A 23,043-nucleotide genomic window follows, 5' to 3' on the forward strand; every position below is an offset into this window, starting at 1 on the left:
TTTCGATAAGGTTTTAATTTAGTTATGCTTTAGATCTCATATTTTCACCATCGCTGATATGAAGTCTTCTAAAAACAAACCCAGTAAGAATCGTTAGCAAACCAACCAAAAAGAAAGTATAACGAAAAGCAAGATGGATTTCTCCGTGCGTGATGGCAGCGTTGTTCTCAAATAATTTTAAAGTAATTAAACCAATCGCAATACCGAATCCTACCGCCAGTTGCTGGTTCACAGCGAGTAATGAGTTACCGCTACTCGTGTGCGTATCGCGTAAATCTGCGATCGCAATGGTGTTCATCGCTGTAAATTGAATCGAGTTGAAAAAACCGAGCACCGCTATAATGGGTACAAACCAGTAAATAGAAGAATTAATTCCTGGAAGTCCCAAACAGGCAATCAAAAATCCGATGATGAACGTGTTCGTCATCAGAGTTCGTCGATAACCAAAAGTATCCAGGATTTTAATCACGAAAGATTTTCCAAACATGGCGGTTAAAGCCATCGGGGCGACGATCCAACCAGAAACAACAGCGGTTTGTCCGTACGCGATCTGAATCATCAAAGGCAGTAAAAGCGGAATAGCACTGATTCCTAATCTCGTTGCCAGGTTTCCTAAAATCCCCACGCGAAAAGTTCTAACCTGAAATAAATTCAACGGGAATATAGGTTTTTCTGTCTTTTTAGCATGAACGTAATAATAATAAATCATTAAAAACCCTAAAGTGAAGAGAAGTAAAACGGGCGTGGTATTTTTAGCAGTTCCAAACAATTCCAGTGAAATAGAAAGTAGGAGAGACGCAGACGCAAAGATTAAAAAGCCCTTCAGATCAAAGGTAATTTCCTTGGATCGATAGTCCGGCATGTATTTTAAGCTGAGCACAATTCCTAATAATCCGAACGGAATATTAATTAAAAAGATCCAGTGCCAGGATAAATAATCGACCATGTAGCCACCGACTAACGGTCCTAGAATCGGTCCAATTAACGCTGGAATAATTGCGTAATTCATGGCTTTTACCAATTCCTTTTTTTCAAAAGTTTTAATTAATGCTAAGCGTCCGACTGGCGTCATCAAACTTCCGCCAATTCCCTGAATCACTCTGGAAATTACCAAATGGTTAAGGTTTTGCGAAGCCGCACAAAGAATAGAACCCAGGCTAAAAATAATTAAGGAAGCAATAAACACTTTTCGGGTTCCGAATTTATCTGCTAAAAATCCACTTACCGGCATAAATAAAGCCAAGGTTAAAACGTAAGAGATGATGGCATTTTGCATGTTTAATGGTGATTCCATAAGATCTTTCGCGATGGACGGTAAAGAAGTATTCAGGATCGTGGAGTCCAACATCTGCATAAAAATGGACGTTGCCAGAATTAAAGGAAGGAATTTTTTAACAGCAGTATCTTGAATCAAAGGCATTCGGCAAATTTAGCGTAAATCACAGCAAAGGATTTGCCATCAATCAGAATCTTTTTCAAAACCTGTTATTGATAGTTGCTATCACGTCAACAATGCTGTTAAAAGTATTTAAATAGAATTGTAACTTTTTTCTTCCGCTTTTTCTTTTATAATCAAGATATAATGATAAGTTCAAAAAAACTACTCTAAATTTTAGCGAAATCTGCGCCCCAGATTGCAGTGGAAATCCTTTTTTTTGCAATGGACGTGGGTGAGGGAAAAAAAGATTGCAACGAAAAGCTGGAAATGTGCGCCCAAGAAAATAATGTTTCCTATGCGATGAAGTCAAATGTGCGCCCAAAATATTCCTCTTATATTTCGGTTTAAAAACCTTATTTTTGCAAAAGTTTTAGTCCGAAGGTTCGAGACTAAATTAAATTTTTAAAATATCCTACATGGAACTCATACACAGAAACTTACTGATCGGAATTCACGATGCCTTGCAAGAAACTTTTTTCGAAGATCGAAAATATGCCGATAAGGTAATCGAAAGACTTTTGAAAGGACATAAACAATGGGGCAGCGAAGACCGAAAAGTGGTGGCTCAAATCTTTTACGACATTATCCGATGGAAAAAACGGATCGAATATTATATGGGCGAAGGCGTAAAACCAGCCAATATCTATAAAATGATTTTGACGTATTGCCTTTGGACCAAAACGCATTATAAGAAATTTGAAGAGTTCGACGGTATTAAAAATGCAGAGATCCTCAATAAATTAAAGAAAAATAATGTTCCCACTAAAGCAATCGAACATTCGATTCCAGAATGGTTGGCAGAGACTTTAGAACGAGAACTCGGTCCAAGTTGGGAAAGAGAAATGGTAGCTTTGAACGAACAGGCTCCAACGATCCTACGCGTGAATACTTTGAAAACGACGGCCAAAGAATTGGTTTCTGATCTAAAAGACGAAGGAGTAGAAAGTTTCCAGATCAAGAATTATCCGGATGCGGTGCAGCTGGAGCAAAAGAAAAATGTCTTTATTACGTCCGCCTTTAAGGATGGTTTGTTTGAAGTACAGGATGCTTCTTCTCAAAAAATCGGTGAACTTCTGGATGTTTCGGAAGGAATGCGCGTGGTGGATGTTTGTGCTGGTGCTGGTGGAAAAACCTTGCACTTAGCGGCTTTGATGAAAAACAAAGGTCAGATCATCGCTCTTGATATTTACGAATGGAAATTGGCAGAATTGAAACGCCGTGCAAAAAGAGCGGGCGCACACAATATCGAAACTCGTTTTATCGACGATAATAAAGTCATCAAAAGACTGCACGAAAAAGCAGACCGTTTGTTAATCGATTCACCATGTTCAGGACTAGGAGTTTTAAAAAGAAACCCAGATTCTAAATGGAAGATCGATCAGGAATTCATCGACCGAATTAGAAAAGAGCAGGAAAAAATCCTTCAGGATTATGCCAAGATATTGAAGAAAGGCGGAAAAATGGTATACGCAACCTGTTCAATATTACCGAGTGAAAACAATGAGCAAGTGGAGACTTTCCTGAAAAATAACGAAGGATATACTTTGATCAAAGAAGAAAAAGTAATGCCAAGTTCGGGCTTCGACGGCTTCTACATGGCGCTGATCGAGAGAAAAGCATAATAGTTTTTGGGAGCAACACGATTTTCTATTCTTTTGAATTTTTGGTCCGGCTCTCCACTGTACCTTTTCTTCGTCGTTCCTCCTCAAAAAAGGATGTCGTTGCGATCCGGGCTAGAATAAAGAGCAGCCTTCTTTTACAAATTAATATACTGATAGCGTTCCACCGGAACGCTATCTTTGGTTTACACATTTCATAGATTTTTTTGTACCCAATCGACTCACTTTAAACGCTTCTCGATATTATTCCTTGAATTTCTAACTTTCGTTTTTAATTGATGTTAGAATTTTTTGTAATATTATTCTATGGAAGAATTCATGCATATTAAATCGATTATTGCGATTATTCTGGGTTTGAGTTTGACGCATCTTATTAAAGGATCTGTCAATTTTATACAACATCCGGGCAGAAAGAAATTTTCGCTGCTGCATTTTTTATGGGTAGTTTATATTTTTCTGTTGATCATCCATTTTTGGTGGTGGGAGTTTAATCTGAAATTAATTATCCAGTGGAATTTTGCTGATTACCTTTTTATCATTACTTATATCATGCTGTATTATCTTCTGTGCGCCATCTTATATCCTGATGATTTAAAGGATTATAAAGGCTACGAAGATTATTTCTTCTCTCGGAAGAACTGGTTTTTTTCCGTTTTAGCTTTATGTTTTACAGCCGATATTGTCGATACCTTTTTAAAAGGGAATAATTATTTTTTAGCGACGACCCCAGAATATTTTCCTAGAATTATTGCTCATATTCTGTTATGCATAATGGCGGTATTGATCAAAAATAAAACCTTTCATTATGTGCTGGCTGTTGTTTTCATTTTGTATGAAATTTCCTTTATCTTCCGTTTCTTTAATATTGAATCCTAAAAATTGACTTCAGTTTTTTGGATGAAAATTTTGAATATTCGCGTATAGCAAAACACAATTTAAATTACTAGTGTGGGTTGCACAGTGAAATTTATTCTAACATTCTATTGTAGTACGGTTCTTGTTTAGTATTTATCATGAATCGCAAAGAATTTATCCAGACGAGTAGTTTAGGAATCGCTGCCTTTTTCTTTTTAGGATCAGGCAATTTGTTTGGAAAAGCACAAAATCCGTTAGAAACTCCATCGTTAAAACCTACAGAAATGATTGATAGAGAAGTGGTCATCATCGGCTCCGGTTATGGAGGTTCTGTGGCGGCATTGCGTCTTTGTGAAAAAAATGTTCCCGTGACGCTTTTAGAAATGGGCTTGGATTGGGAGAAATCTGGTGAGAAATTTTCGGCAATGAGTAGTCCTGGGCATTCGGCAGCTTGGTTAAAAACAAAAAGTATTGCGCCCTTTTTCAATCTTTTTAAATTAGAAAAATTTACCGGCGCACTCGACCGTCTGGATTTTGAACATATAAAAATATGGGTCGGACGTGGAGTTGGCGGTGGTTCTTTAGTCAATGGCGGAATGGCGGTAACTCCGAAGAAGGAGTATTTCAAGGAGATTTTTCCAAATTTAGATACCGAAAAATTTTATTCACATTATTTTCCTTTGGCCAATAAAGAACTTAAAACCAATGTGATCTCTGAAGAGTTTCTCGCGGATTGTGATTTCTATAAATTTAATCGGGTCGGAGAAGAAGAAGCGCATAAAGCGGGATTCAAAACAGTCCGTGTACCGAATGTTTACGATTTCAAATACATGGAAAAGGAATACAAAGAGGAAGTTCCGCGTTCTGCTTTGGCGGGTGAAGTGATTTACGGAAATAATCACGGCAAAAATACGCTCGACAAAACCTATTTGAAAAAAGCAACCGCAACCGGAAATTTAGAAATCCTGGAACTTCATCAGGTGAATCATATCTCACAAAATCCGGATAAGAGTTATACTATGGATATTTCAGTCATCAATACAAAAGGAGAAGAAATTCAACATAAAACCATCAATACTAAAAAATTAATTTTAGCTGCCGGAACTATGGGTTCACTGGAATTATTGTTAAAGTCTAAAGCAAAAACTCAATTTCCAATTGATGAAAACATTGGGAAAGAATGGGGTAACAATGGTAATTTCATGACCGGACGAAATTGGGTAAAAGCATTTTCAGGCGGCACAGGATTTCAGCAGTCAACTATTCCGGTGGGTGGAATCGATTATTGGGAAGATAAAAAACATCCCTTCTTTGTGGAGATCGCACCTTTGCCAATGGGTATGAATGTGGCGACGTCGCTTTATTTGATGGTGAATAAATTGAAGAAGTTTGGGGAAGTAACTTACGATGTGAAAGAACAGAAGCTGGATCTAAACTGGAACAAATCGCACACAGCTCACATGAAAGACAATGCGAAATATTTCCTCAGAACCATGAATAAGGCCAATGGCGGAACCCGTGCTCATCTGCTATTTCATAATGGTTTCGGCGCCGATGTTTGTTATCATCCGTTGGGCGGAATTGTTTTAGGAAAAGCCACCGATCAGTTTGGAAGATTGAATGGTCATCAGAATTTATATGTGATTGATGGTTCTTTAATTCCCGGCACGATTGGAGTAAACCCTTTTGTGACGATTACTGCGATTGCGGAGTATTGTATGGAGGAGATTATTGAGAAGGATTTTGCTTAAAGCTTTTGTTCGTCAAATTAGAGCTCTTCTAAAAAATAAATTCAACTTCAGTCGATAAAATATCTATCGAAACTTAAATTTTTCCTCTTTTTAAATTAATAATAGTAAAATTTTCATATTTGTTAATTTTTGCTTTCGATTTATAAAGGTTTATAATATGTTTGCATTAGAATTTTAATCAATTATTACTAAAAACTTAATAACTATAAAATAATGTGTGGAATTGTATGCTTGTTTGATGCAAAACAAAAGACCGAACTTTTAAGACCACAGGTTTTAGAAATGTCGAAAAAAATCCGACATCGTGGTCCGGACTGGAGTGGAATTTTCCAAAATGATAAAGTGATTTTTTCGCACGAACGTTTGGCGATCGTCGATCCGACTTCTGGGAAACAACCTTTGTTTTCAAAAGATAAAAAAATAGTTTTAGCCGTCAATGGCGAGATTTATAACCACAGAGAATTAAGAAAAGAATTTCCGGACTACAATTTCCAAACAGAATCGGACTGTGAAGTCATTATTCCTTTATTTCAAAAATATGGAAAAGATTTCGTTGATAAACTGAACGGAATTTTTGCCTTTGCCATTTATGATATTGAAAACGATATTTACATTGTTGCCAGAGATCACATGGGAATTTGCCCGTTATATCAAGGTTGGGACAAAAACGGAAGTTATTACGTAGCTTCAGAATTAAAAGCGCTGGAAGGTGTTTGTAAAACCATCGAAAATTTTTTACCAGGACATTTTTTATACAGTGTTGATGGTTATGAAATGCAGCAATGGTACAAAAGAGATTGGGAAGATTTCGAAAATGTTAAAGATAATACCAGTGATATTGCTGAACTTAGAAAAGCTTTGGAAGAAGCGGTTCATCGACAATTAATGAGCGATGTTCCTTATGGAGTTTTACTTTCCGGCGGTTTGGATTCTTCGATTATTTCTGCAGTGACCGCAAAATATGCCAGAAACAGAATTGAAAGTGGAGACACGCAGGAAGCTTGGTATCCACGTTTACACAGTTTTGCAGTGGGATTGGAAGGTAGTCCGGATTTGATCGCTGCTCAAAAAGCCGCTGATCATATTGGATCCATTCATCATGAAGTTCATTTCACTGTTCAAGAAGGTTTAGACGCCGTTCGCGATGTGATCTATCATTTGGAAACGTATGATGTGACTACGATTCGCGCTTCCACGCCGATGTATTTATTAGCGAGAGTTATTAAGTCAATGGGAATTAAAATGGTTCTTTCAGGCGAAGGAAGTGATGAGATCTTTGGTGGTTATTTGTATTTCCACAAAGCGCCGAATGCAAAAGAATTCCACGAAGAAAATGTCCGAAAACTCAACAAGCTACACTTATACGATTGTTTACGTGCCAACAAATCTCTGATGAGTTGGGGAATTGAAGGTCGCGTTCCATTCTTAGATAAAGAATTTATGGATGTTGCCATGCGATTGAATCCGAAAGATAAAATGGTAACTGCGCACGAACCGAAAATTGAAAAATGGATTTTGAGAAAAGCCTTCGAAGATTTAATGCCGGAAGGGATTACGTGGCGACAAAAAGAGCAATTCTCTGATGGCGTTGGCTATTCCTGGATTGATTCTTTAAAAGAGGTTGCGGCGAACGAGGTGACGGATGAAATGATGATCAATGCTAAATTTCGTTTTCCGTTAAACACGCCTCAGAACAAAGAAGAGTATCGCTACCGAACTATTTTTGAAGAACATTTTCCAAGTGAAACTGCCGCGGCAACCGTTCCTTCTGTTCCATCGGTAGCCTGTTCTACACCGATCGCACTGGAATGGGACGAAGCTTTTAAAAATGCCAACGATCCAAGTGGAAGAGCAGTTTTATCAGTTCACGAAGATTCTTACTAAGTAAAATACCTTTATCCTTAAAATAACAGAACCGAGTAAACGCTCGGTTTTTTTATTCAAATCAATTTTGTAATTTTCATCAAAATGGTTGATGATGCAGTGATTCTTTTTATCAATCTTACCTATTGGTGAATCATTTTAATATGAGATTACTTTCAGAATTTTTTAGTCGTACATTTATGACTACAAATTAGTGATTATGGCAACAATAACTAAAATAAAATCAATAGAGCATCTGACCCACGATGTTTTGCGAGTCGTTCTCAATAAGCCAGAAGGTCTGACTTATATTCCAGGTCAAGCTGCAGATATTGCGCTCAACAAGCCGGACTGGAATGAAAAGAAAAATTGTTTTACTTTCACTTCATTGCCGGAAGATGACCATATCGAATTTACCATAAAGACTTATCCAGAACATCACGGGATGACCAACGAATTGCTTTCTGCACAGCCAGGAGATGAGGTCATCATTTATGATTCATTCGGTGATATTTATTTTAAAGGACAAGGAATTTTTATAGCAGGTGGAGCCGGAGTGACCCCATTTATTGCTATTTTAAAAAATTTACAAAAGCAAAATAAACTCGAAGGAAATAAATTAATTTTTGCTAATAAAGGAAAAGCTGATATTATATTAGAAGATTATTTCGATGCTATCCTTGATAAAGACTTCATCAATGTGTTGTCAAATGAAGATTTGGATGGATACGAACATGGATACATTTCACCAGAAATAATTAAAAAATATTCTGAAGAAAATCTAAAGTATTATTATCTCTGCGGACCACCACCAATGATGGAAGCTGTTGAAGGTCATTTAGCTTCATTAGGAATTGCCGAAGATTTCATCGTGAAAGAAAGTTTTTAAAATCAGTATTTAAAATATTTAATGTGCTCAAGTTAGACCCTTTAACTTGAGCATTATTTAGCCCAAAAAATAATTATGAAAAATTATGCCTTAGTAACCGGCAGCGCCGACAGAATCGGAAAAGCAGTCGCAGTTCATCTTGCGAAGCAGGATTATAATTTAGTTTTACATTATAACTCTTCTAAAGACAAAGCTCAAAAATTAAAAGACGAAATAGAATCCATTTATAGCGATATCAAGGTAGAATTGTTGCAGATCAATTTTTTGAAAGAAAATAATTTTGATCAAATTTTTACAGATTTAAAAAAGAAGAAAATCATTATAGAAATTTTGGTTAACTGCGCTTCAGATTTTATTCCATCTAATTTTAAAGATGAGGGAAGCGAATTGTATGACAAAGAAATGACCATTAATTTTAAAATTCCGTATCTTCTAACCAAAGCATTTGCGAAGGTTTATGGGAAAGGAAATATCATTAACTTCGTTGATACTAAAGTTGAAAAAAATAAGACGGTCCACCTAGATTATATTTTGAGTAAAAAATTATTGAAAGACTTCACCAAAATTTCTGCGGTAGAATTAGCTCCAAATATCAGGGTTAATGGAATTGGACCAGGTTTGATTCTTCCTCCTCCAGGGAAAGATGAAAGTTATTTATGGGATTTAGCTAAAAATATTCCACTCAAAACGATAGGGAATTTAGAAGAGATCTTAAAAGCCGTTCAGTTTATTTTAGACAGTCAATTTTTCACCGGACAGATCTTATATATTGACGGTGGAGAACATTTAGTTTAAGAATTTAAATAAAACAAAAACAAACATCAAATAGAAAAAAAATATGGGCTCAACCTATAATCCTAAATTATCAATTGTCAGGGTAGAAAATCTACGCCTTCGTTCCTTCATTGGTTTCATCGACTGGGAAACTGAAAAATTGCAGGACGTCATTATTTCCTTTTCCTTTAAATATGATACTGCCATGGCGTCGAAAAGCGACGATGTACAATATGCTGTAGATTATAAAAAAATCACCAAAGGAATTATTGATTTTGTGGACCAGCAAAGCTTTCACCTCATCGAAGCTTTGGCTAATAAAATTTACAATCATATCCAAATTGCTGATTCAGCGATACAGGAAATTACAGTGAGGGTTGAAAAACCGCATGCCTTGCGTTTTGCAGATAATGTACTCGTTGAAATTGATGGGAAAGACCGTTATAATGCGGCGATTATCGCAATGGGTTCTAATATTGATTCAGAAGAGAATTTTTCAAAAGCTTTAGGTCATCTGCAGCAATTTGGATTCATTATGCAGCGTACCTCTTTTATTAAAACAGAGCCTTTGAAGTTTGAAGAGCAACCGGAGTTTTTAAATGGAGCCGTTCTTTTACATACGAAAAAAAGTCTGTCAGAATTGAAAATGCATTTGAAACAAACGGAAGCTTTATTAGGAAGAGTGAGAACTGACAACAAAAATGCGCCGCGCGAAATCGATTTGGATGTCCTTACTTACAACGGATTTATCACCGATCAAGATATCGAGGAATTGCCTTTCCTGATCGACTTTATTCAGCAACTACAACCAGAAATTCAGGTTCAAAAATAATATGTTCTTCGTTTAAAGTTCAAAAAAAATTCAACCAAAATTAAAGGTTGAATTTTTTTTATAAATATATTTCCGAAAAATTACTTCGTTTCTTTTCGCACGTAATCTTTGGTGTCTTTATAACCTTCATCTACGGCTTTACCTGTATTTTTTACGGCTTTTTTCGTCCACTTGGTACTCTTTTTCACGCCTTTCTTCGTAGCTTTCACTCCTTTTTTCGCAGTGGTGGCAGTCCATTCTGCACCGTCTTTTACGCCGTTTTCTACTGCATTTGCATCTTTTTTTATTTCTTGTTTAACGGTATTTTTTTCTTGGGCAGAAACTCCAATTGAAAGTAAGATCACTGCGGCAACGGATAACAATTTAGTTTTCATAATTTGAATATTTAATGATTGTTTATTGAAACAGTGGCGCATAAATTAAGCCACGAGATCGGTAATAAAAACATTAACTAAAGTTTAACGTGAATGCGGGCATGAAAATTTTTCGTTACGAAAATGAAGGAGGCACAAAAAAAAAGTCCCGTCAAAAAAATGACGAGACGATTTATATTTTAATGTTCTCTTTTAACAACTACTGCGACTGGATTCAGTTTAATCAACTTCATTTTGTCTAACAAAATCATGATCTGATAAGTGACATCCATTTCATGCCATCTTACGCCACCAAAGTTGGCTCTTCCGCCATGTTTGTGGTGATTGTTGTGATACGCTTCACCCATCATTAACCAATCGAATCTCAATAAGTTTTTAGAAGTATCAGAAACTTTAAAGTTTGTATAGCCATAAATGTGGGCAAACCAGTTAATAATTACGCCGTGAATTGGCGCCATCATGTAAGCAACTGGTAATAAAAGCCACTGCCACCAAGCGGTTGCGAAGAAATAAAAGAATGCCGTATAAGCGATCCCCCAAGCTAATCTTGAACCCCAAGAACTCGCGAACTTGTCAAAAGCTGCCCATTGAGGTACATTCTTGGTGAATTTCTCTTCAATAATCGCTTTCTGACTGTTGATGTCAGCATATATTTTTTTAGTACGCCACATCATGGTGAACAAATTGTCGTCGTATTTCGGAGAATGCGGATCTTTTTCAGTATCAGCATAAGCGTGGTGCATTCTGTGCATAACGCCATACCCGTAAGCAGAAAGGTAATTAGAACCCTGCGTAATCCAAGTTAGAACGTAACACAATTTCTCTCCAAATTTTGACATTTTAAAAGATTGGTGTGCTGCATATCGGTGCAGGAAAAATGTTTGAAAAAATAGCCCAGAATACCAAAGGACTATGATAAATAGGATGATAACCATAGTATATATTATTTCACAAAGATACAATGAAAAGCTTAAAAATAAAAGCCGGAAATGCTCCGGCTCTCATAATACTTTGTTAATAATGATGAATGTCAGTTATTTTTAAATTGCTTTCACGATGAAATAATTCTTTTTCCCTTTTTGTAATAAAAGGAATTTACCATCGATTAAATCTTTTTCAGCCACTTCGAAAGTTTCACTTACTTTTTCTTTGTTGATGGAAATTGCATTTCCGGTTAATTCTCTTTTGGCTTCTCCTTTTGATTTTAGAAACCCAGATTTCTCAGAGATTAAATCGATTATGTTAGTTCCAAGCACTTCAGATTTTGAAATCTCCATTTGCGGAACTCCTTCAAAAACTTCCAGAAAAGTAGCTTCATCCAAACTCACCAAATCTTCAGCTGTTGACCGACCGAATAATATCTCAGAAGCTTTCACCGCTTTCTCAAATTCTTCTTGGCTATGAACCCAAACCGTAACTTCTTCTGCTAATTTCTTTTGAAGTTTTCTTTCGTGTGGAGCCACTTTATGATCTTCAATTAAAGCATCGATTTCTTCTTTGCTTAAAAAAGTATAGAATTTTATAAAACGTTCAGCATCCGCGTCTGTAGCATTCACCCAGAATTGGTAGAATTTATAAGGTGATGTTCTTTTCGGATCGAGCCAGTAATTTTCACCCGCTTCAGATTTTCCGAATTTAGAACCATCGGCTTTGGTGATTAAGGGAACGGTTAAAGCAAAAGCTTCTCCCTGCACCTTACGGCGAATCAATTCTGTTCCAGTCGTGATGTTTCCCCACTGATCAGAACCACCCATTTGGAGTCTTACATTTTTCTCTTTGTACAAATGAAGGAAATCATATCCTTGCAACAGTTGATAAGAGAATTCTGTAAAGCTCATTCCTTCTGCGCCGCCTTCGCCCGTGATTCTTTTCTTCACCGACTCTTTGGCCATCATATAATTTACTGTAAGATTCTTACCAATATCACGAATGAATTCCAGGAAAGAAATTTCTTTCATCCAATCGTAATTGTTGACGAGTTCTGCGTTATTGGTCTCCGTTCCGTCGAAATTTAAAAACTTAGACAATTGACCCTTCAAACAATCTACGTAATGGTTCAAGGTATCTTCATCTAAAGCATTTCGCTCATTAGATTTTCCCGATGGATCACCAATCATTCCCGTAGCGCCACCGACTAAAGCGATTGGTTTATGACCGTGTTGCTGATAATGCGCCAGAACTTTGATAGGGATTAAACTTCCGATATGCAACGAATCTGCGGTTGGATCAAAGCCTATATACGCCGTGGTCATTTCCTTATTCAGTTGTTCTTCGGTTCCTGGCATCATGTCGGCAAAAAGCCCGCGCCATTTCAGTTCTTCAATAAAAGCGTTCATTATCTTAAAAATTTTAAGAGGCAAAGGTAGGATTTTTAGTGGAAAGAAGTTAAAACGAGGTGGTGAAATAATCCTTGAAGGAAAGGATTTATACCTTCACTTTTCTGAAAGTAATATTGAAATTAAGGCGCGATAGTTTTAAATATATTGGTCACTAAACGCAAAGATGTAAATCATCAACGGTGAAAAAGTCATTGATAACTTGCAGTCGTTTTCTGAAATCCAATTGAAAGAGTTATTATTGCAGATTTTAAAATCTTATTCAGCCATTATGCCAAGAACTACCATTACCATCATTTTGTTGCTCGTGTATGTCATTGCAATTATTGCCATTGGAATCTGGAATAGTAAAAACGACAGCAGCGAGGATTACTTTTTGGCTTCTAGAAAATTGCCGGCGTGGTTGCTTGCGATCACCTTTATCGCTTCCTGGTGGGGAGGAGGATCCGCCATCGATCTGGTGGATCACGCTCATAAAAATGGATTAAGTTCTTTTTGGATTTACGGAGTTCCTGTTTTGATCGCCACAGCACTCATGTATCTTTAATGATAAGGTTGCATTGATGTTAACGATATTCATTATTATTTTTATGGTGATCGCATCTGCGGTTCAGGTCATCGTAATTGGTCGGTTTTTTCACGCTTTCTTTGATATCGGATATGCAAATGGTGCTATTTTAGGAACAGTGATCGTCTTGACGTATTCCCTTTTTGGTGGGTTCAAAGGAGTAGTGCTGACGGATCTTTTACAGTTTGTATTTTTTCTTTTTACCGCAATTTTCTTATTTTATTTTACGTATTCTCAATCTGGCGGCCTTGATGCAGTAAAGATGACCGCAGTGGTAAAAGCAAAAGAAGGCTATACTTCCTTCTTCTCTAATGTCGCAGATAACTTGGCGTATGTTATTACTTTTGGAACTTCATGGATGATTCAGGCCAATATTTGGCAGCGCATTTCGGCAGCGAAAAAAGGATCTGACGCAAAAAAGATGATGCTGATGAGTTTCCTGGCTTTTATTCCACTTTATTTAATGGTGACTTATACCGGAATGTTCAGTTCTGTTTTATATGAAACAGTTCCGGAAAACGGAATTATCCCAGATCTAATCAGTAAATTGAGAAGTCCGATTTTGAGCGCTGTTTTGTTTGTGGGATTATGTTCGGCAATTATGTCGACCATGGATTCACTGATCAATACGGGCGCTTTATCTTAACCGTAGATGTTTATCAGAAATATATAAATAAAAATACAAGTCCAAAACGCAGCGTGACAGTGGCGAGAATTGCCACGTTTCTTACCGCAGCAATTGCTTTGGTGATGGCTTGAAAATTCAATCGGTATTGACCATTTCGTGGATCGCCTCAGATTTCCTGACGAGTGGAGCATTTGTGCCGTTAGTCGTAGGGTTTTTCTGGGCGCGGGGAACTTCAAAAGCCGCTTTTGTTTCCATGATTTTTGGATTGCTTTTTTCCACTTATAATCTGACGGTTGCTTTGGGTGCAGATCTGCCTGTTGCTTGGGAAATAGCGTCAGCAAAACAAGCGATCATTGGGATTTCAATTTCATTTATTCTATATGTCGGAATTAGTTTAGTAACCACAACCGATACCGAGAAAAGCTTGAAATTTATCCGTAAAGCCAATATTCTTGGAAAATATTAAAAGGTAAATTAACGATTTAACTATTCTTTTTTAAATCTTTAAGGTTCTAATAATTAGTTGTCTGTTAACAATTGACATTTTATATTGATCAATGTGGAAGTTTTTTATGTAAAATTCCATAAGCTAAAGTTCCTAAAATTGATCCTGCAATAACTACTAAAATGGAATAAAAACCAGCTCCAGCCAGCACAAACATCGGTCCCGGACATGCCCCAGTCAAGGCCCAACCTAAACCGAAAATGATACCTCCAATTAGATATCTATAAATCCCTGGATGCTTTGGTTTTAAATGCATCTCTTTATTTTCGACTGTTTTCAAATCTCTTCTTTTAATAATTTGAACACCAATTACTCCTATCATTACGGCAGATCCGATAATTCCGTACATGTGAAAAGAGGCAAAATGAAACATCTCGTAAATTCGAAACCACGAGGCAGCTTCTGATTTGTACATCACAATTCCGAAAAATATACCTACTATTAAAAATTTTAAAAATTTCATAAACCGAATATAGATGGATATAATAAATGGATCATCACTAAACCACCGATGAAAAAACCAACCACTGCGATCAATGAAGGAACTTGTAAATTACTCAAGCCCGAAATGGCATGACCGGATGTGCAGCCGCCCGCATATCTTGCTCCGAAACCGACTAAGAAACCACCCAGAATTAAAATTCCCAGCGTAAAAGGATTGGATAAATTTTCCGTGTTAAAAATTTCAGTAGGCAGATAAGCGGTGTTAGCACTTTTAATTCCGTATTCTTCAGAAAGTTGAGTGGCAATTTCTGGATTGATATTCACTTCATTATTCGACATATATTTCGAAGCGAGGAAGCCACCGATGATTGCGCCGACAATCACAATCAAATTCCAACGTTCTTTTTTCCAGTCAAATTGAAAGAATGAAGATATCTTTCCCGCGCCGCCGATCGAACAAATCGTTCTTAAATTCGAAGACATTCCAAAATGCTTTCCCATGTAGAGAAGTAAAAACATCGTTAAGGCAATCATTGGTCCGGCAATATACCAAGGCCATGGTTCATAAATGAAGTCCATTTTTTTTTGCGGCAAATATAAGACTTTAACACAGAGCGGTCAACCCCAATAAATATTGGTCGTAATACTGAATTTCGATTCGTTTAGCGTTGAATTATTTTCGTGTTTTTATCTATAATATATTGGCTTTGATTATCTTTATGAATTGTAAACCAGCTTTTTTTTATACCTTAGCAGCAAATGTTAGATTAATGAAACAATTTATACTCATCGCTTTTTTAAGCGTTTTCCTGATTGGCTGCAAAGAGACCAAACCCAAAGATGAAAAATTCCATATTGTAACAACGACTTCCATGATTACAGATCTGGTTATAAATATCGGAGGTGACAAAGTGGTGGTGGAAGGTTTGATGGGAGCCGGCGTTGATCCACATCTTTACAAAGCCAGTGAAGGCGACGTTTCGAAACTATCCAATGCTGATATGATCTTATACAGTGGTCTTCATTTAGAAGGTAAACTGGTAGAAGTTTTTGAAAAAATGAAAAAGCAAAATATAAATACAGTAGCAGTTTCTGATGCTTTGGATAAAAAAGATTTGATCGGTTCTACTTTATTTGCTTCGAATTATGATCCTCATATCTGGTTTGATGTTAATAACTGGAAACTAATAACGGTCTTTGTAGAGAAACAGCTGTCGACAGCAATGCCCGAACACAAACAGTTTTTCGAAACAAATGCAAAGTTATATCTACAAAAGCTAGAAACTTTACAACTGGACATCGAGGCGGAAATCGCAGCACTGCCCGAAGATCAACGACGATTGGTTACGGCGCACGACGCTTTTAATTATTTTGGAAAAGCGTATCAATTTGACGTTGTTGGTTTGCAAGGATTATCCACGGCAACCGAAGCAGGCGTGCAGGATGTTCAGAAAACTGCTGCGTATATTATCGATCATAAAGTAAAAGCTGTCTTCATCGAAAGTTCTGTTCCGAGACGAACAGTGGAAGCGTTGCAAGCTGCGGTAAATTCAAAAAATCACGACGTGGTCATTGGCGGAACTTTATTTTCTGATGCTTTAGGAAATCCAGATACTCCAGAAGGAACTTATATCGGCATGTTTAAATTTAATGTTCACACCATCGTTAGCGCCCTCAAATAATGGAAAAAATAGCAGTTAAAGTAGATGATCTTACGGTCGCTTATAATTACAAACCCGTTTTGTGGGATATCGATCTGCAGATTCCAGAAGGCGTGTTGATGGCGATTGTGGGACCAAATGGTGCCGGAAAATCGACTTTAATTAAAGCCATTTTAGGAATTTTAAAACCCATCGCCGGAAGTGTAACTATATTTGATCAACCCTACGATTCCCAACGAAAAAAGGTCGCCTACGTTCCGCAAAAAGGAAGCGTAGATTGGGATTTTCCTACCACCGCTGTTGATGTTGTTATGATGGGAACCTACGGTAATTTAGGTTGGATAAAGCGCCCCAGAGAAAGAGAAAAAAAACAAGCCTTGGAAGCTTTAGAAAAAGTAGGAATGCTTTCTTTTAAAGACCGACAGATCAGCCAGCTTTCTGGTGGACAACAACAGCGGATATTTTTAGCGCGTGCCTTGGTGCAGGATGCTGAAATTTATTTTATGGATGAACCTTTTCAAGGGGTTGATGCAACAACTGAAGTAGCGATCATCAATATTTTAAAAGAACTCAGGAAAGCCAATAAGACCGTTGTAGTAGTGCATCACGATCTGCAAACGGTGCCTGAATATTTCGATTGGGTCACTTTTCTAAACGTGAAGAAAATTGCGACCGGTCCTGTAAAAGATATTTTTAATGATGATAATCTGACTAAGACCTACGGCATTAATTACAAAGTAAGTATTCAGAAATAAGATGGATATAGTAGAATACATCAAACTCGTTTTTAGCGATTACACGTTGCGAACCATTACTTTGGGAACTGCTGTTTTGGGCGGAGTTACCGGAATGTTGGGGAGTTTTGCGGTGTTGCGAAAACAAAGTTTACTGGGTGATGCGATTTCTCATGCAGCCTTGCCAGGAATTGCCATAGCTTTTCTAATTACAGGTTCCAAAGACAGCAATGTCCTTTTAATTGGAGCCTTAATAAGTGGACTTATCGGTACGTTGTGGATTCGTGGAATTACTACCAAAACCCATTTGAAATCAGATACTGCGTTAGGATTAATTCTTTCCGTTTTCTTCGGATTCGGGATGTTGCTGTTGACTTTTATTCAGAAACAACCCAACGCCAATCAAGCCGGCTTAGATAAATATCTTTTTGGACAAGCTGCTACTTTGGTAGAAAGCGATGTTTGGTTAATGAGTATTGTCACCGGTTTATGTTTAATCGTTCTCTTATTATTCTGGAAGGAATTTAAAATTTTACTTTTTGATAAAGACTACGCGCAAACTCTGGGATTTAATACCAGATTCATTGATCTTTTAATAACAAGTTTTATTGTTCTAGCGATCGTTCTCGGCTTACAAACAGTCGGCGTAGTTTTGATGTCCGCGATGCTTTTAGCACCTGCAGCTGCAGCCAGACAATGGACGAACAGTTTAGGATTAATGGTTTTTCTCGCCGCCATCTTAGGAGCAAGTGCTGGGGTTTTTGGTACCGCCATCAGTTCCACTCAAAATAATTTATCAACCGGACCAGTGATTGTTTTAGTCGCCTCGGTTTTTGTTTTATTCTCCTTTATTTTTTCACCATCGCGCGGACTTTTATTCAAACAAATCAGGTTGATCAAAAACAGAAACGATTTAGAATTTCAAAAGACGCTCGCCTTTATGTATCATATTATTGAAGATCACGAAGACAGTTCGCATCCGCACGCAATCAAAATTCTGAATAATTTTCAAGGATACAGCCGAAAAGGACTTCGGCAGCTCGTCAGTAAAAACTATGTGACGCTGCATGGAAATATGTGGAGTTTGACTCCAGCAGGCGTTGAAGCTGCCACCAATATGTATAATCAAAACCTGAATGATGAGTAGTGCTCAATTAGAAATACAGATCATCGCGAGTTTAGTTGCGATTGCCTGCGCCATTCCCGGGACCTTTTTGGTGCTTCGAAAAATGGCCATGATTAGTGATGCTATCAGTCATTCTATTTTACCTGGATTGGTGATCGGGTTTTTTATTACTCAGGATTTAAATTCACCTTTACTGATTTTATTAGCCGCTTTAACTGGAGTACTCACGGTCGTAATGGTCGAGAAAATTCAGCAGACCAAACTGGTCAAAGAAGATACCGCCATCGGTTTGGTATTTCCCGCACTCTTCAGTATCGGTGTTATTATGATCGCTAAATATGCCAACGATGTTCATTTGGATATTGATGCGGTCCTTTTGGGCGAATTGGCTTTTACGCCTTTTGACCGTTTGTATTATGACGGAATGGATCTCGGTCCGAAATCAATGTGGGTCATCGGGATTATTCTACTGATAACAATTGCCCTCTTGTTGGCTTTTTATAAAGAATTGAAATTGAGTACTTTCGATGCGGGACTAGCCACTTCTCTGGGTTTTTCTCCAGCGATCATTCATTATGGTTTGATGAGTGTGGCGTCGGTTACAACGGTTGGAGCTTTTGATGCCGTAGGTGCAATTCTGGTCGTGGCGTTGATGATTGCTCCGGCAGCATCTGCTTATTTGCTGACCACGAACCTTACGAAAATGATTATATTGGCTTGCTTCTTCGGAGTTTTCAGCACGGTTGCAGGTTATTGGGCGGCTAATTATTTAGATGCGTCTATTGCCGGAAGTATTGCAACCATGTTAGGTCTAGTATTTTTAGTGGTGTATTTATTTGCGCCAAGCAAAGGATTATTTGCCGTGCTTTATCGGGAAAAACAACAGCGGATCGAAGTGTCGTTGATCACTTTTATTCTGCATCTTAAAAATCATCATGAAGTAAAAGAACGACATGTGAATCATCTCAACGAACATATTAACTGGCAAAAAGTTCGCAGCAAAACTGTTCTGAATTTAGGATTGAAAAATAATCTCTTTACCATCCAACATGGCATTGTTTCTCTAACTGAAAAAGGAAATGATTTCACAACCAGAGCAATTGACTACATCATCACCAATGAAGATTCGCAAATTGAGGATATGAAAAACGATTTCTTTTTATTCAGAGGATAGCGGCTTTTTCTATCTTTCTAAAACGTTTCAATGATTAATTGGCCTATAGATTTGTCGCAGGTCTATATTTTTCATATATTTTTTTAACTTTAAAGTCTCAACGAGGTTTCAATTTCCCTTTTTATTTTAAAATTTGAATACATTCTATGGAAAACCAACATAATAAAAAATGGGTGATCATCTACGGCTCCGTCGCAGTAGTGCTTATCGCCATTTACTATCTCATCAATCTGCCTTTATTTGAATCTTGGAGTAGTTACATTCCTTTCGTTCGGAAACTCAGTTTAAGTTTGTTTCTGATATCCATTATTTTCCTGATCAGCAAACTGATTGAACGGTTAATCAATAGTCAAAATCATCTTGAAGGCGACCGATACAATCTTCTTCGAATTGTGCGATTTTTGGCAATAGTTTTTAGTTTGATTGTCGGAGCTTCTTTTTTGTTTCAAAATTTATATGCTGCGGCCGTAAGTTTTGGTTTGATCTCTTTGGTTTTAGGTTTTGCTTTGCAAGCACCCATTTCCTCTTTTATCGCCTGGATCTATTTGATTTTGCGCCGTTCTTATTTGGTAGGCGATCGTATTCAAATCAAAGGTTTTCGCGGAGATGTGATTGAAATTAATTATTTAGATACTTCTATTCTAGAGTGTAGTGGTGATTATCTGGGAAATGACAGACGAAGCGGACGAACCATTCGTTTTCCGAACAGCTTGATTTTACGTGAAGAGATCATCAATTATTCAGGACCACAAATTCCTTTTATCTGGAATGAAACTGCTATTCAGATTGCATTTACGAGTGATCTTCAATTTGTGGAAGATTGTTTATTAGAAGCAGCACGAAAAGATTTCGCGGCGCAATATCCAAAATACGATATGAAAAAACATGCGCAATGGGAGCCTGCGGTTTATTTCAGAAATAATATTTACGCCTGGATGGAGGCCGTAGTTTCGTATCCGGTAGAGCCCTCTGACACGACCGGACGTAGAAATCGGATTTTAAAATATGCTTTACCGCTAATAAATGATGCACCCGATAAAGTTCAGTTTCCCGAAGGTGTTCTGCGCTAAATTTCATTTTTAAGAACAGTGGAAATTCATTAGCTTTGACCTAAATTCAGTTATTTAAATTTATCACACCGTCAATTCAGAAATGGGATATTTTATTGGTTATGTATTGGTTTTCTTTGCGATTCTGCTGATTCGTTATTTTACGACTGCGGGTTTTTTCTATGCCTACTATTCTAAGGTGAAAAATAACAAAACCGACAAAAAATTATTGAGTCAAAGACCTTTAAAAAAGGAACAGGTCAAAAAGGAGATTTATTGGAGCGTTGTTTCATCGGCGATTTTCGCCTTTTTTGGCGCTGTTACTTACTGGCTTTATTTAAATGATTTCACTGCTGTTTATCTGGATGCTTCTCAATACGGATATTGGTATCTGCCCTTGAGTCTGCTGATTGTTCTGTTGTTGCATGAAACTTATTACTACTGGATTCATCGCGCGATGCATTTCCCGAAGATCTATAAAGTCGTTCACAAGGTTCACCATCAAAGTTTGAGCACCACGCCGTGGACTGCCTTTTCCTTTCATCCGTGGGAAAGTATTATTGAAGCTTTAATTGTTCCCATTATTTTAATGGTAGTTCCTGTTAATATCTATGTTTTGCTGTGTTACCTGATTTTAATGACGTTCAGCAGTATGATCAATCATTTGGATATCGAAGTGTATCCAGAATCTTTTCGCAAAAGCACATTCGGAAAACTGTGGATCGACGCAACACATCATCATTATCATCACAAAGAATTCAATACCAATTACGGTTTGTACTTTACTTTTTGGGATAAATGGATGGGTACGGAAAGCCGAAAGATGGGCGATTAGTTGTTTTCAACCACAAAAGTCAACAAATATTTTTTGCTTTATCAATTTTATAAAAGTTGGAGAATGCTGCCTTAGAAAGGAGGTGATGTGAATTCTCCTTTGCTGAACGTAGCACCTTTATGCTTTATTTAAAAGCGTATTGGATAAATTTGGCGTACCGATGTCTATCGGGATTTTGTTAAAAACACTGTCATCAGGTCTCAATAAACGAAATTTGGAATCTCCAAAATTTTCATCTTTAAATTCCTCAAAATCAGTATCGTTTGCATGGTGTGATTAAAATTTAATTCACTAATTTTGCACCCGCAAAAAAGGTGTAAGTAGTTGACTGACTATTATCAAATATCGATAATGGTGATGATTACAGAAGACCTTTCGAAATCAGAAAATATTTGTATATGAAAAGAGTAGGGGAACACAGAAAGCTTCTTGGGGTTGACAAAACCGCGACATTAAAAGATTTAAAAACAATTTACCGGAACACGATGAAAGATGCGCATCCTGATAAATTTGTGAATGATGAAGAGGGAAAATTAGATGCCGAAGAGAAAAGCAAATCTGTCATTGAAGCCTACCATTTTTTGGTGAGCATTAATCCAGAGACGCAGGAAAAGTACAAAGAAGAATATACAGAAACCATTTCAAAATCGAATATCCAGGATTTTTATTTAGAGAAATCTATTTTGAAAGTTCAGCATTTGAATGGGAAAATGTTCGAATACATCGGTGTTCCAAGAAATACATATATTAAAATGGTCAATTCAGATTCGCCAAGTCGTTTTGCCAGACGTCATATTTATGGCAATTACATTTACAGAAAAGACGGTGAAGCAATGGCGGATTAATTTCCTGTCTTTTAAAAATTGAAAAGCACAATTTCGCAGGAGATTGTGTTTTTTTGTTGTAGAGAATTCTTTATTTTTATTATGAGATGTTTAAACAAACTCAGCATGAAATTTTAAAATTAAATTTATTCAGCAGCTTCAACAACTATTGTTGTTGGGACTTCGGTGGTGTCTTCTTCATCTTCTCCACATTCCGTGGGAACATCCAGTAAATGACTATTCTCTAACTTGAAAATAATCTCACGATTTAAGCGAGGTTCGTCTTTTCCAGTTTCGGGGTTAAATTCCTCATTGTAAAATTTTAGACTAAGGTTTTTGCTTTTTTTCAACGCAGCTTTGAAATTTTCAAAAGCGGTAGTTGTATTTTTTTGAAAAGGATTTTCAATGTTTTTTTGATCGATTTCAAATTGTACTTTTTTACCATTATCTACTTGAGAAGACGCAAAGTCGAGTCCGCCCCATGCCTTGTCACCGTAATTATTATTGTATTCTATTAAATATTTTGGTTTCCGACTAGGATCTTTACACGTTAGAGAAAGGTGAAGAACATATTCTTTGTTTGAAAAATTGGCTAGATAAAATTGATCCTCAGTGGTTTTTACTACCGCCCAACCGTTGTTTTGCAAGCTGTATAATTCGTTTTCTTTGAGTGGGTCTAAATTGATAAACTGGCTGCCTTTTTCAGTTTGAGCTAATAGAATGTTTACGACTAAGCAACAAAGGATAAATATGGTTTTTTTCAT

24 protein-coding genes are annotated in these 23,043 nt (G+C 37.0%); 17 read left to right on the top strand and 7 right to left on the bottom strand.

Annotated elements, in window-relative coordinates; genetic code table 11:
• Window positions 1–22: 22 nt before the first annotated feature.
• Entirely contained in the window at window positions 23–1,420 is a 1,398-nt protein-coding gene (locus ACEYOS_RS03545) for an MFS transporter (protein WP_373710109.1), read from the bottom strand.
• Between the two features lie 434 nt (window positions 1,421–1,854).
• Between ACEYOS_RS03545 and ACEYOS_RS03550 the strand changes: the two genes are divergently transcribed.
• The 7 genes from ACEYOS_RS03550 to folK all read left to right on the top strand — a co-directional run bounded on the left by ACEYOS_RS03550 (window position 1,855) and on the right by folK (window position 10,021).
• The gene (locus ACEYOS_RS03550; protein ID WP_373710110.1) at window positions 1,855–3,060 is read left to right on the top strand and encodes an RsmB/NOP family class I SAM-dependent RNA methyltransferase; all 1,206 of its coding nucleotides are present in this window, start codon (window positions 1,855–1,857) and stop codon (window positions 3,058–3,060) included.
• A 303-nt stretch (window positions 3,061–3,363) separates the two neighbouring features.
• Entirely contained in the window at window positions 3,364–3,933 is a 570-nt protein-coding gene (locus ACEYOS_RS03555) for a hypothetical protein (RefSeq protein ID WP_373710111.1), read from the top strand.
• Between the two features lie 137 nt (window positions 3,934–4,070).
• A complete protein-coding gene (locus ACEYOS_RS03560; RefSeq protein ID WP_373710112.1) occupies window positions 4,071–5,663 on the top strand; it encodes a GMC family oxidoreductase N-terminal domain-containing protein in 1,593 nt (530 codons plus the stop codon).
• A 213-nt stretch (window positions 5,664–5,876) separates the two neighbouring features.
• Window positions 5,877–7,547: an asparagine synthase B gene (asnB, locus tag ACEYOS_RS03565; protein ID WP_373710113.1), complete on the top strand. Its 1,671-nt coding sequence runs from the start codon at window positions 5,877–5,879 to the stop codon at window positions 7,545–7,547.
• 199 nt (window positions 7,548–7,746) lie between these two features.
• The gene (locus ACEYOS_RS03570; protein ID WP_373710114.1) at window positions 7,747–8,415 is read left to right on the top strand and encodes a flavodoxin reductase; all 669 of its coding nucleotides are present in this window, start codon (window positions 7,747–7,749) and stop codon (window positions 8,413–8,415) included.
• A gap of 75 nt (window positions 8,416–8,490) precedes the next feature.
• Window positions 8,491–9,210: an SDR family oxidoreductase gene (locus ACEYOS_RS03575; RefSeq protein WP_373710115.1), complete on the top strand. Its 720-nt coding sequence runs from the start codon at window positions 8,491–8,493 to the stop codon at window positions 9,208–9,210.
• Between the two features lie 43 nt (window positions 9,211–9,253).
• Complete coding sequence (gene folK / locus ACEYOS_RS03580; protein WP_373710116.1) at window positions 9,254–10,021, top strand: 2-amino-4-hydroxy-6-hydroxymethyldihydropteridine diphosphokinase; 768 nt, start codon at window positions 9,254–9,256, stop codon at window positions 10,019–10,021.
• Between the two features lie 80 nt (window positions 10,022–10,101).
• Here the strand turns inward: folK and ACEYOS_RS03585 are convergent, their stop codons facing one another.
• The 3 genes from ACEYOS_RS03585 to tyrS all read right to left on the bottom strand — a co-directional run bounded on the left by ACEYOS_RS03585 (window position 10,102) and on the right by tyrS (window position 12,731).
• A complete protein-coding gene (locus tag ACEYOS_RS03585) occupies window positions 10,102–10,395 on the bottom strand; it encodes a hypothetical protein (protein ID WP_373710117.1) in 294 nt (97 codons plus the stop codon).
• A 179-nt stretch (window positions 10,396–10,574) separates the two neighbouring features.
• Complete coding sequence (locus ACEYOS_RS03590) at window positions 10,575–11,330, bottom strand: acyl-CoA desaturase (RefSeq protein WP_373710118.1); 756 nt, start codon at window positions 11,328–11,330, stop codon at window positions 10,575–10,577.
• 105 nt (window positions 11,331–11,435) lie between these two features.
• Window positions 11,436–12,731, bottom strand: coding sequence for a tyrosine--tRNA ligase (gene tyrS, locus ACEYOS_RS03595; RefSeq protein WP_373710119.1), 1,296 nt, complete (start codon window positions 12,729–12,731; stop codon window positions 11,436–11,438).
• Window positions 12,732–12,957: 226 nt separating this feature from the next.
• Here tyrS and ACEYOS_RS03600 point away from each other — a divergent pair, with 226 nt between their 5' ends.
• The 3 genes from ACEYOS_RS03600 to ACEYOS_RS03610 all read left to right on the top strand — a co-directional run bounded on the left by ACEYOS_RS03600 (window position 12,958) and on the right by ACEYOS_RS03610 (window position 14,393).
• Window positions 12,958–13,278, top strand: a complete 321-nt coding sequence (locus ACEYOS_RS03600) for a hypothetical protein (protein WP_373739293.1) — start codon at window positions 12,958–12,960, stop codon at window positions 13,276–13,278.
• A 16-nt stretch (window positions 13,279–13,294) separates the two neighbouring features.
• Window positions 13,295–13,945: a hypothetical protein gene (locus ACEYOS_RS03605; RefSeq protein WP_373710121.1), complete on the top strand. Its 651-nt coding sequence runs from the start codon at window positions 13,295–13,297 to the stop codon at window positions 13,943–13,945.
• Between the two features lie 109 nt (window positions 13,946–14,054).
• Window positions 14,055–14,393, top strand: coding sequence for a hypothetical protein (locus tag ACEYOS_RS03610; protein WP_373710122.1), 339 nt, complete (start codon window positions 14,055–14,057; stop codon window positions 14,391–14,393).
• An 88-nt stretch (window positions 14,394–14,481) separates the two neighbouring features.
• On the opposite strand, the gene ACEYOS_RS03615 is transcribed toward ACEYOS_RS03610, so the two are convergent.
• Both ACEYOS_RS03615 and ACEYOS_RS03620 read right to left on the bottom strand, forming a co-directional pair.
• The gene (locus ACEYOS_RS03615; RefSeq protein ID WP_373710123.1) at window positions 14,482–14,895 is read right to left on the bottom strand and encodes a DUF6691 family protein; all 414 of its coding nucleotides are present in this window, start codon (window positions 14,893–14,895) and stop codon (window positions 14,482–14,484) included.
• Window positions 14,892–15,455, bottom strand: a complete 564-nt coding sequence (locus ACEYOS_RS03620) for a YeeE/YedE family protein (RefSeq protein WP_373710124.1) — start codon at window positions 15,453–15,455, stop codon at window positions 14,892–14,894. Before ACEYOS_RS03620 ends, ACEYOS_RS03615 begins: the two co-directional genes overlap by 4 nt.
• A gap of 191 nt (window positions 15,456–15,646) precedes the next feature.
• Between ACEYOS_RS03620 and ACEYOS_RS03625 the strand changes: the two genes are divergently transcribed.
• From ACEYOS_RS03625 to ACEYOS_RS03655, 7 genes are all read left to right on the top strand, one after another.
• Window positions 15,647–16,558 carry a metal ABC transporter solute-binding protein, Zn/Mn family gene (locus tag ACEYOS_RS03625; protein WP_373710125.1) on the top strand — a complete coding sequence of 304 codons (912 nt, stop codon included), beginning with the start codon at window positions 15,647–15,649 and terminating at the stop codon, window positions 16,556–16,558.
• A complete protein-coding gene (locus ACEYOS_RS03630; protein ID WP_373710126.1) occupies window positions 16,558–17,292 on the top strand; it encodes a metal ABC transporter ATP-binding protein in 735 nt (244 codons plus the stop codon). The genes ACEYOS_RS03625 and ACEYOS_RS03630 overlap by 1 nt, the downstream gene beginning before the upstream one ends.
• Before the next feature lies 1 nt (window position 17,293).
• On the top strand, window positions 17,294–18,418 hold the full coding sequence (locus ACEYOS_RS03635) for a metal ABC transporter permease (RefSeq protein WP_373710127.1): 1,125 nt from the start codon (window positions 17,294–17,296) through the stop codon (window positions 18,416–18,418).
• A complete protein-coding gene (locus ACEYOS_RS03640; protein WP_373710128.1) occupies window positions 18,411–19,571 on the top strand; it encodes a metal ABC transporter permease in 1,161 nt (386 codons plus the stop codon). Before ACEYOS_RS03635 ends, ACEYOS_RS03640 begins: the two co-directional genes overlap by 8 nt.
• Window positions 19,572–19,717: 146 nt before the next feature.
• A complete protein-coding gene (locus ACEYOS_RS03645; RefSeq protein ID WP_373710129.1) occupies window positions 19,718–20,641 on the top strand; it encodes a mechanosensitive ion channel family protein in 924 nt (307 codons plus the stop codon).
• Between the two features lie 82 nt (window positions 20,642–20,723).
• Window positions 20,724–21,455, top strand: a complete 732-nt coding sequence (locus ACEYOS_RS03650; RefSeq protein ID WP_373710130.1) for a sterol desaturase family protein — start codon at window positions 20,724–20,726, stop codon at window positions 21,453–21,455.
• A 398-nt stretch (window positions 21,456–21,853) separates the two neighbouring features.
• Window positions 21,854–22,300 carry a KTSC domain-containing protein gene (locus ACEYOS_RS03655; RefSeq protein ID WP_373710131.1) on the top strand — a complete coding sequence of 149 codons (447 nt, stop codon included), beginning with the start codon at window positions 21,854–21,856 and terminating at the stop codon, window positions 22,298–22,300.
• Between the two features lie 125 nt (window positions 22,301–22,425).
• Here ACEYOS_RS03655 and ACEYOS_RS03660 read toward each other — a convergent pair whose 3' ends face one another.
• Window positions 22,426–23,043 carry a hypothetical protein gene (locus ACEYOS_RS03660; protein ID WP_373710132.1) on the bottom strand — a complete coding sequence of 206 codons (618 nt, stop codon included), beginning with the start codon at window positions 23,041–23,043 and terminating at the stop codon, window positions 22,426–22,428.

Source organism: Kaistella sp. (assembly GCF_041824135.1).
Taxonomy (GTDB): domain Bacteria; phylum Bacteroidota; class Bacteroidia; order Flavobacteriales; family Weeksellaceae; genus Kaistella.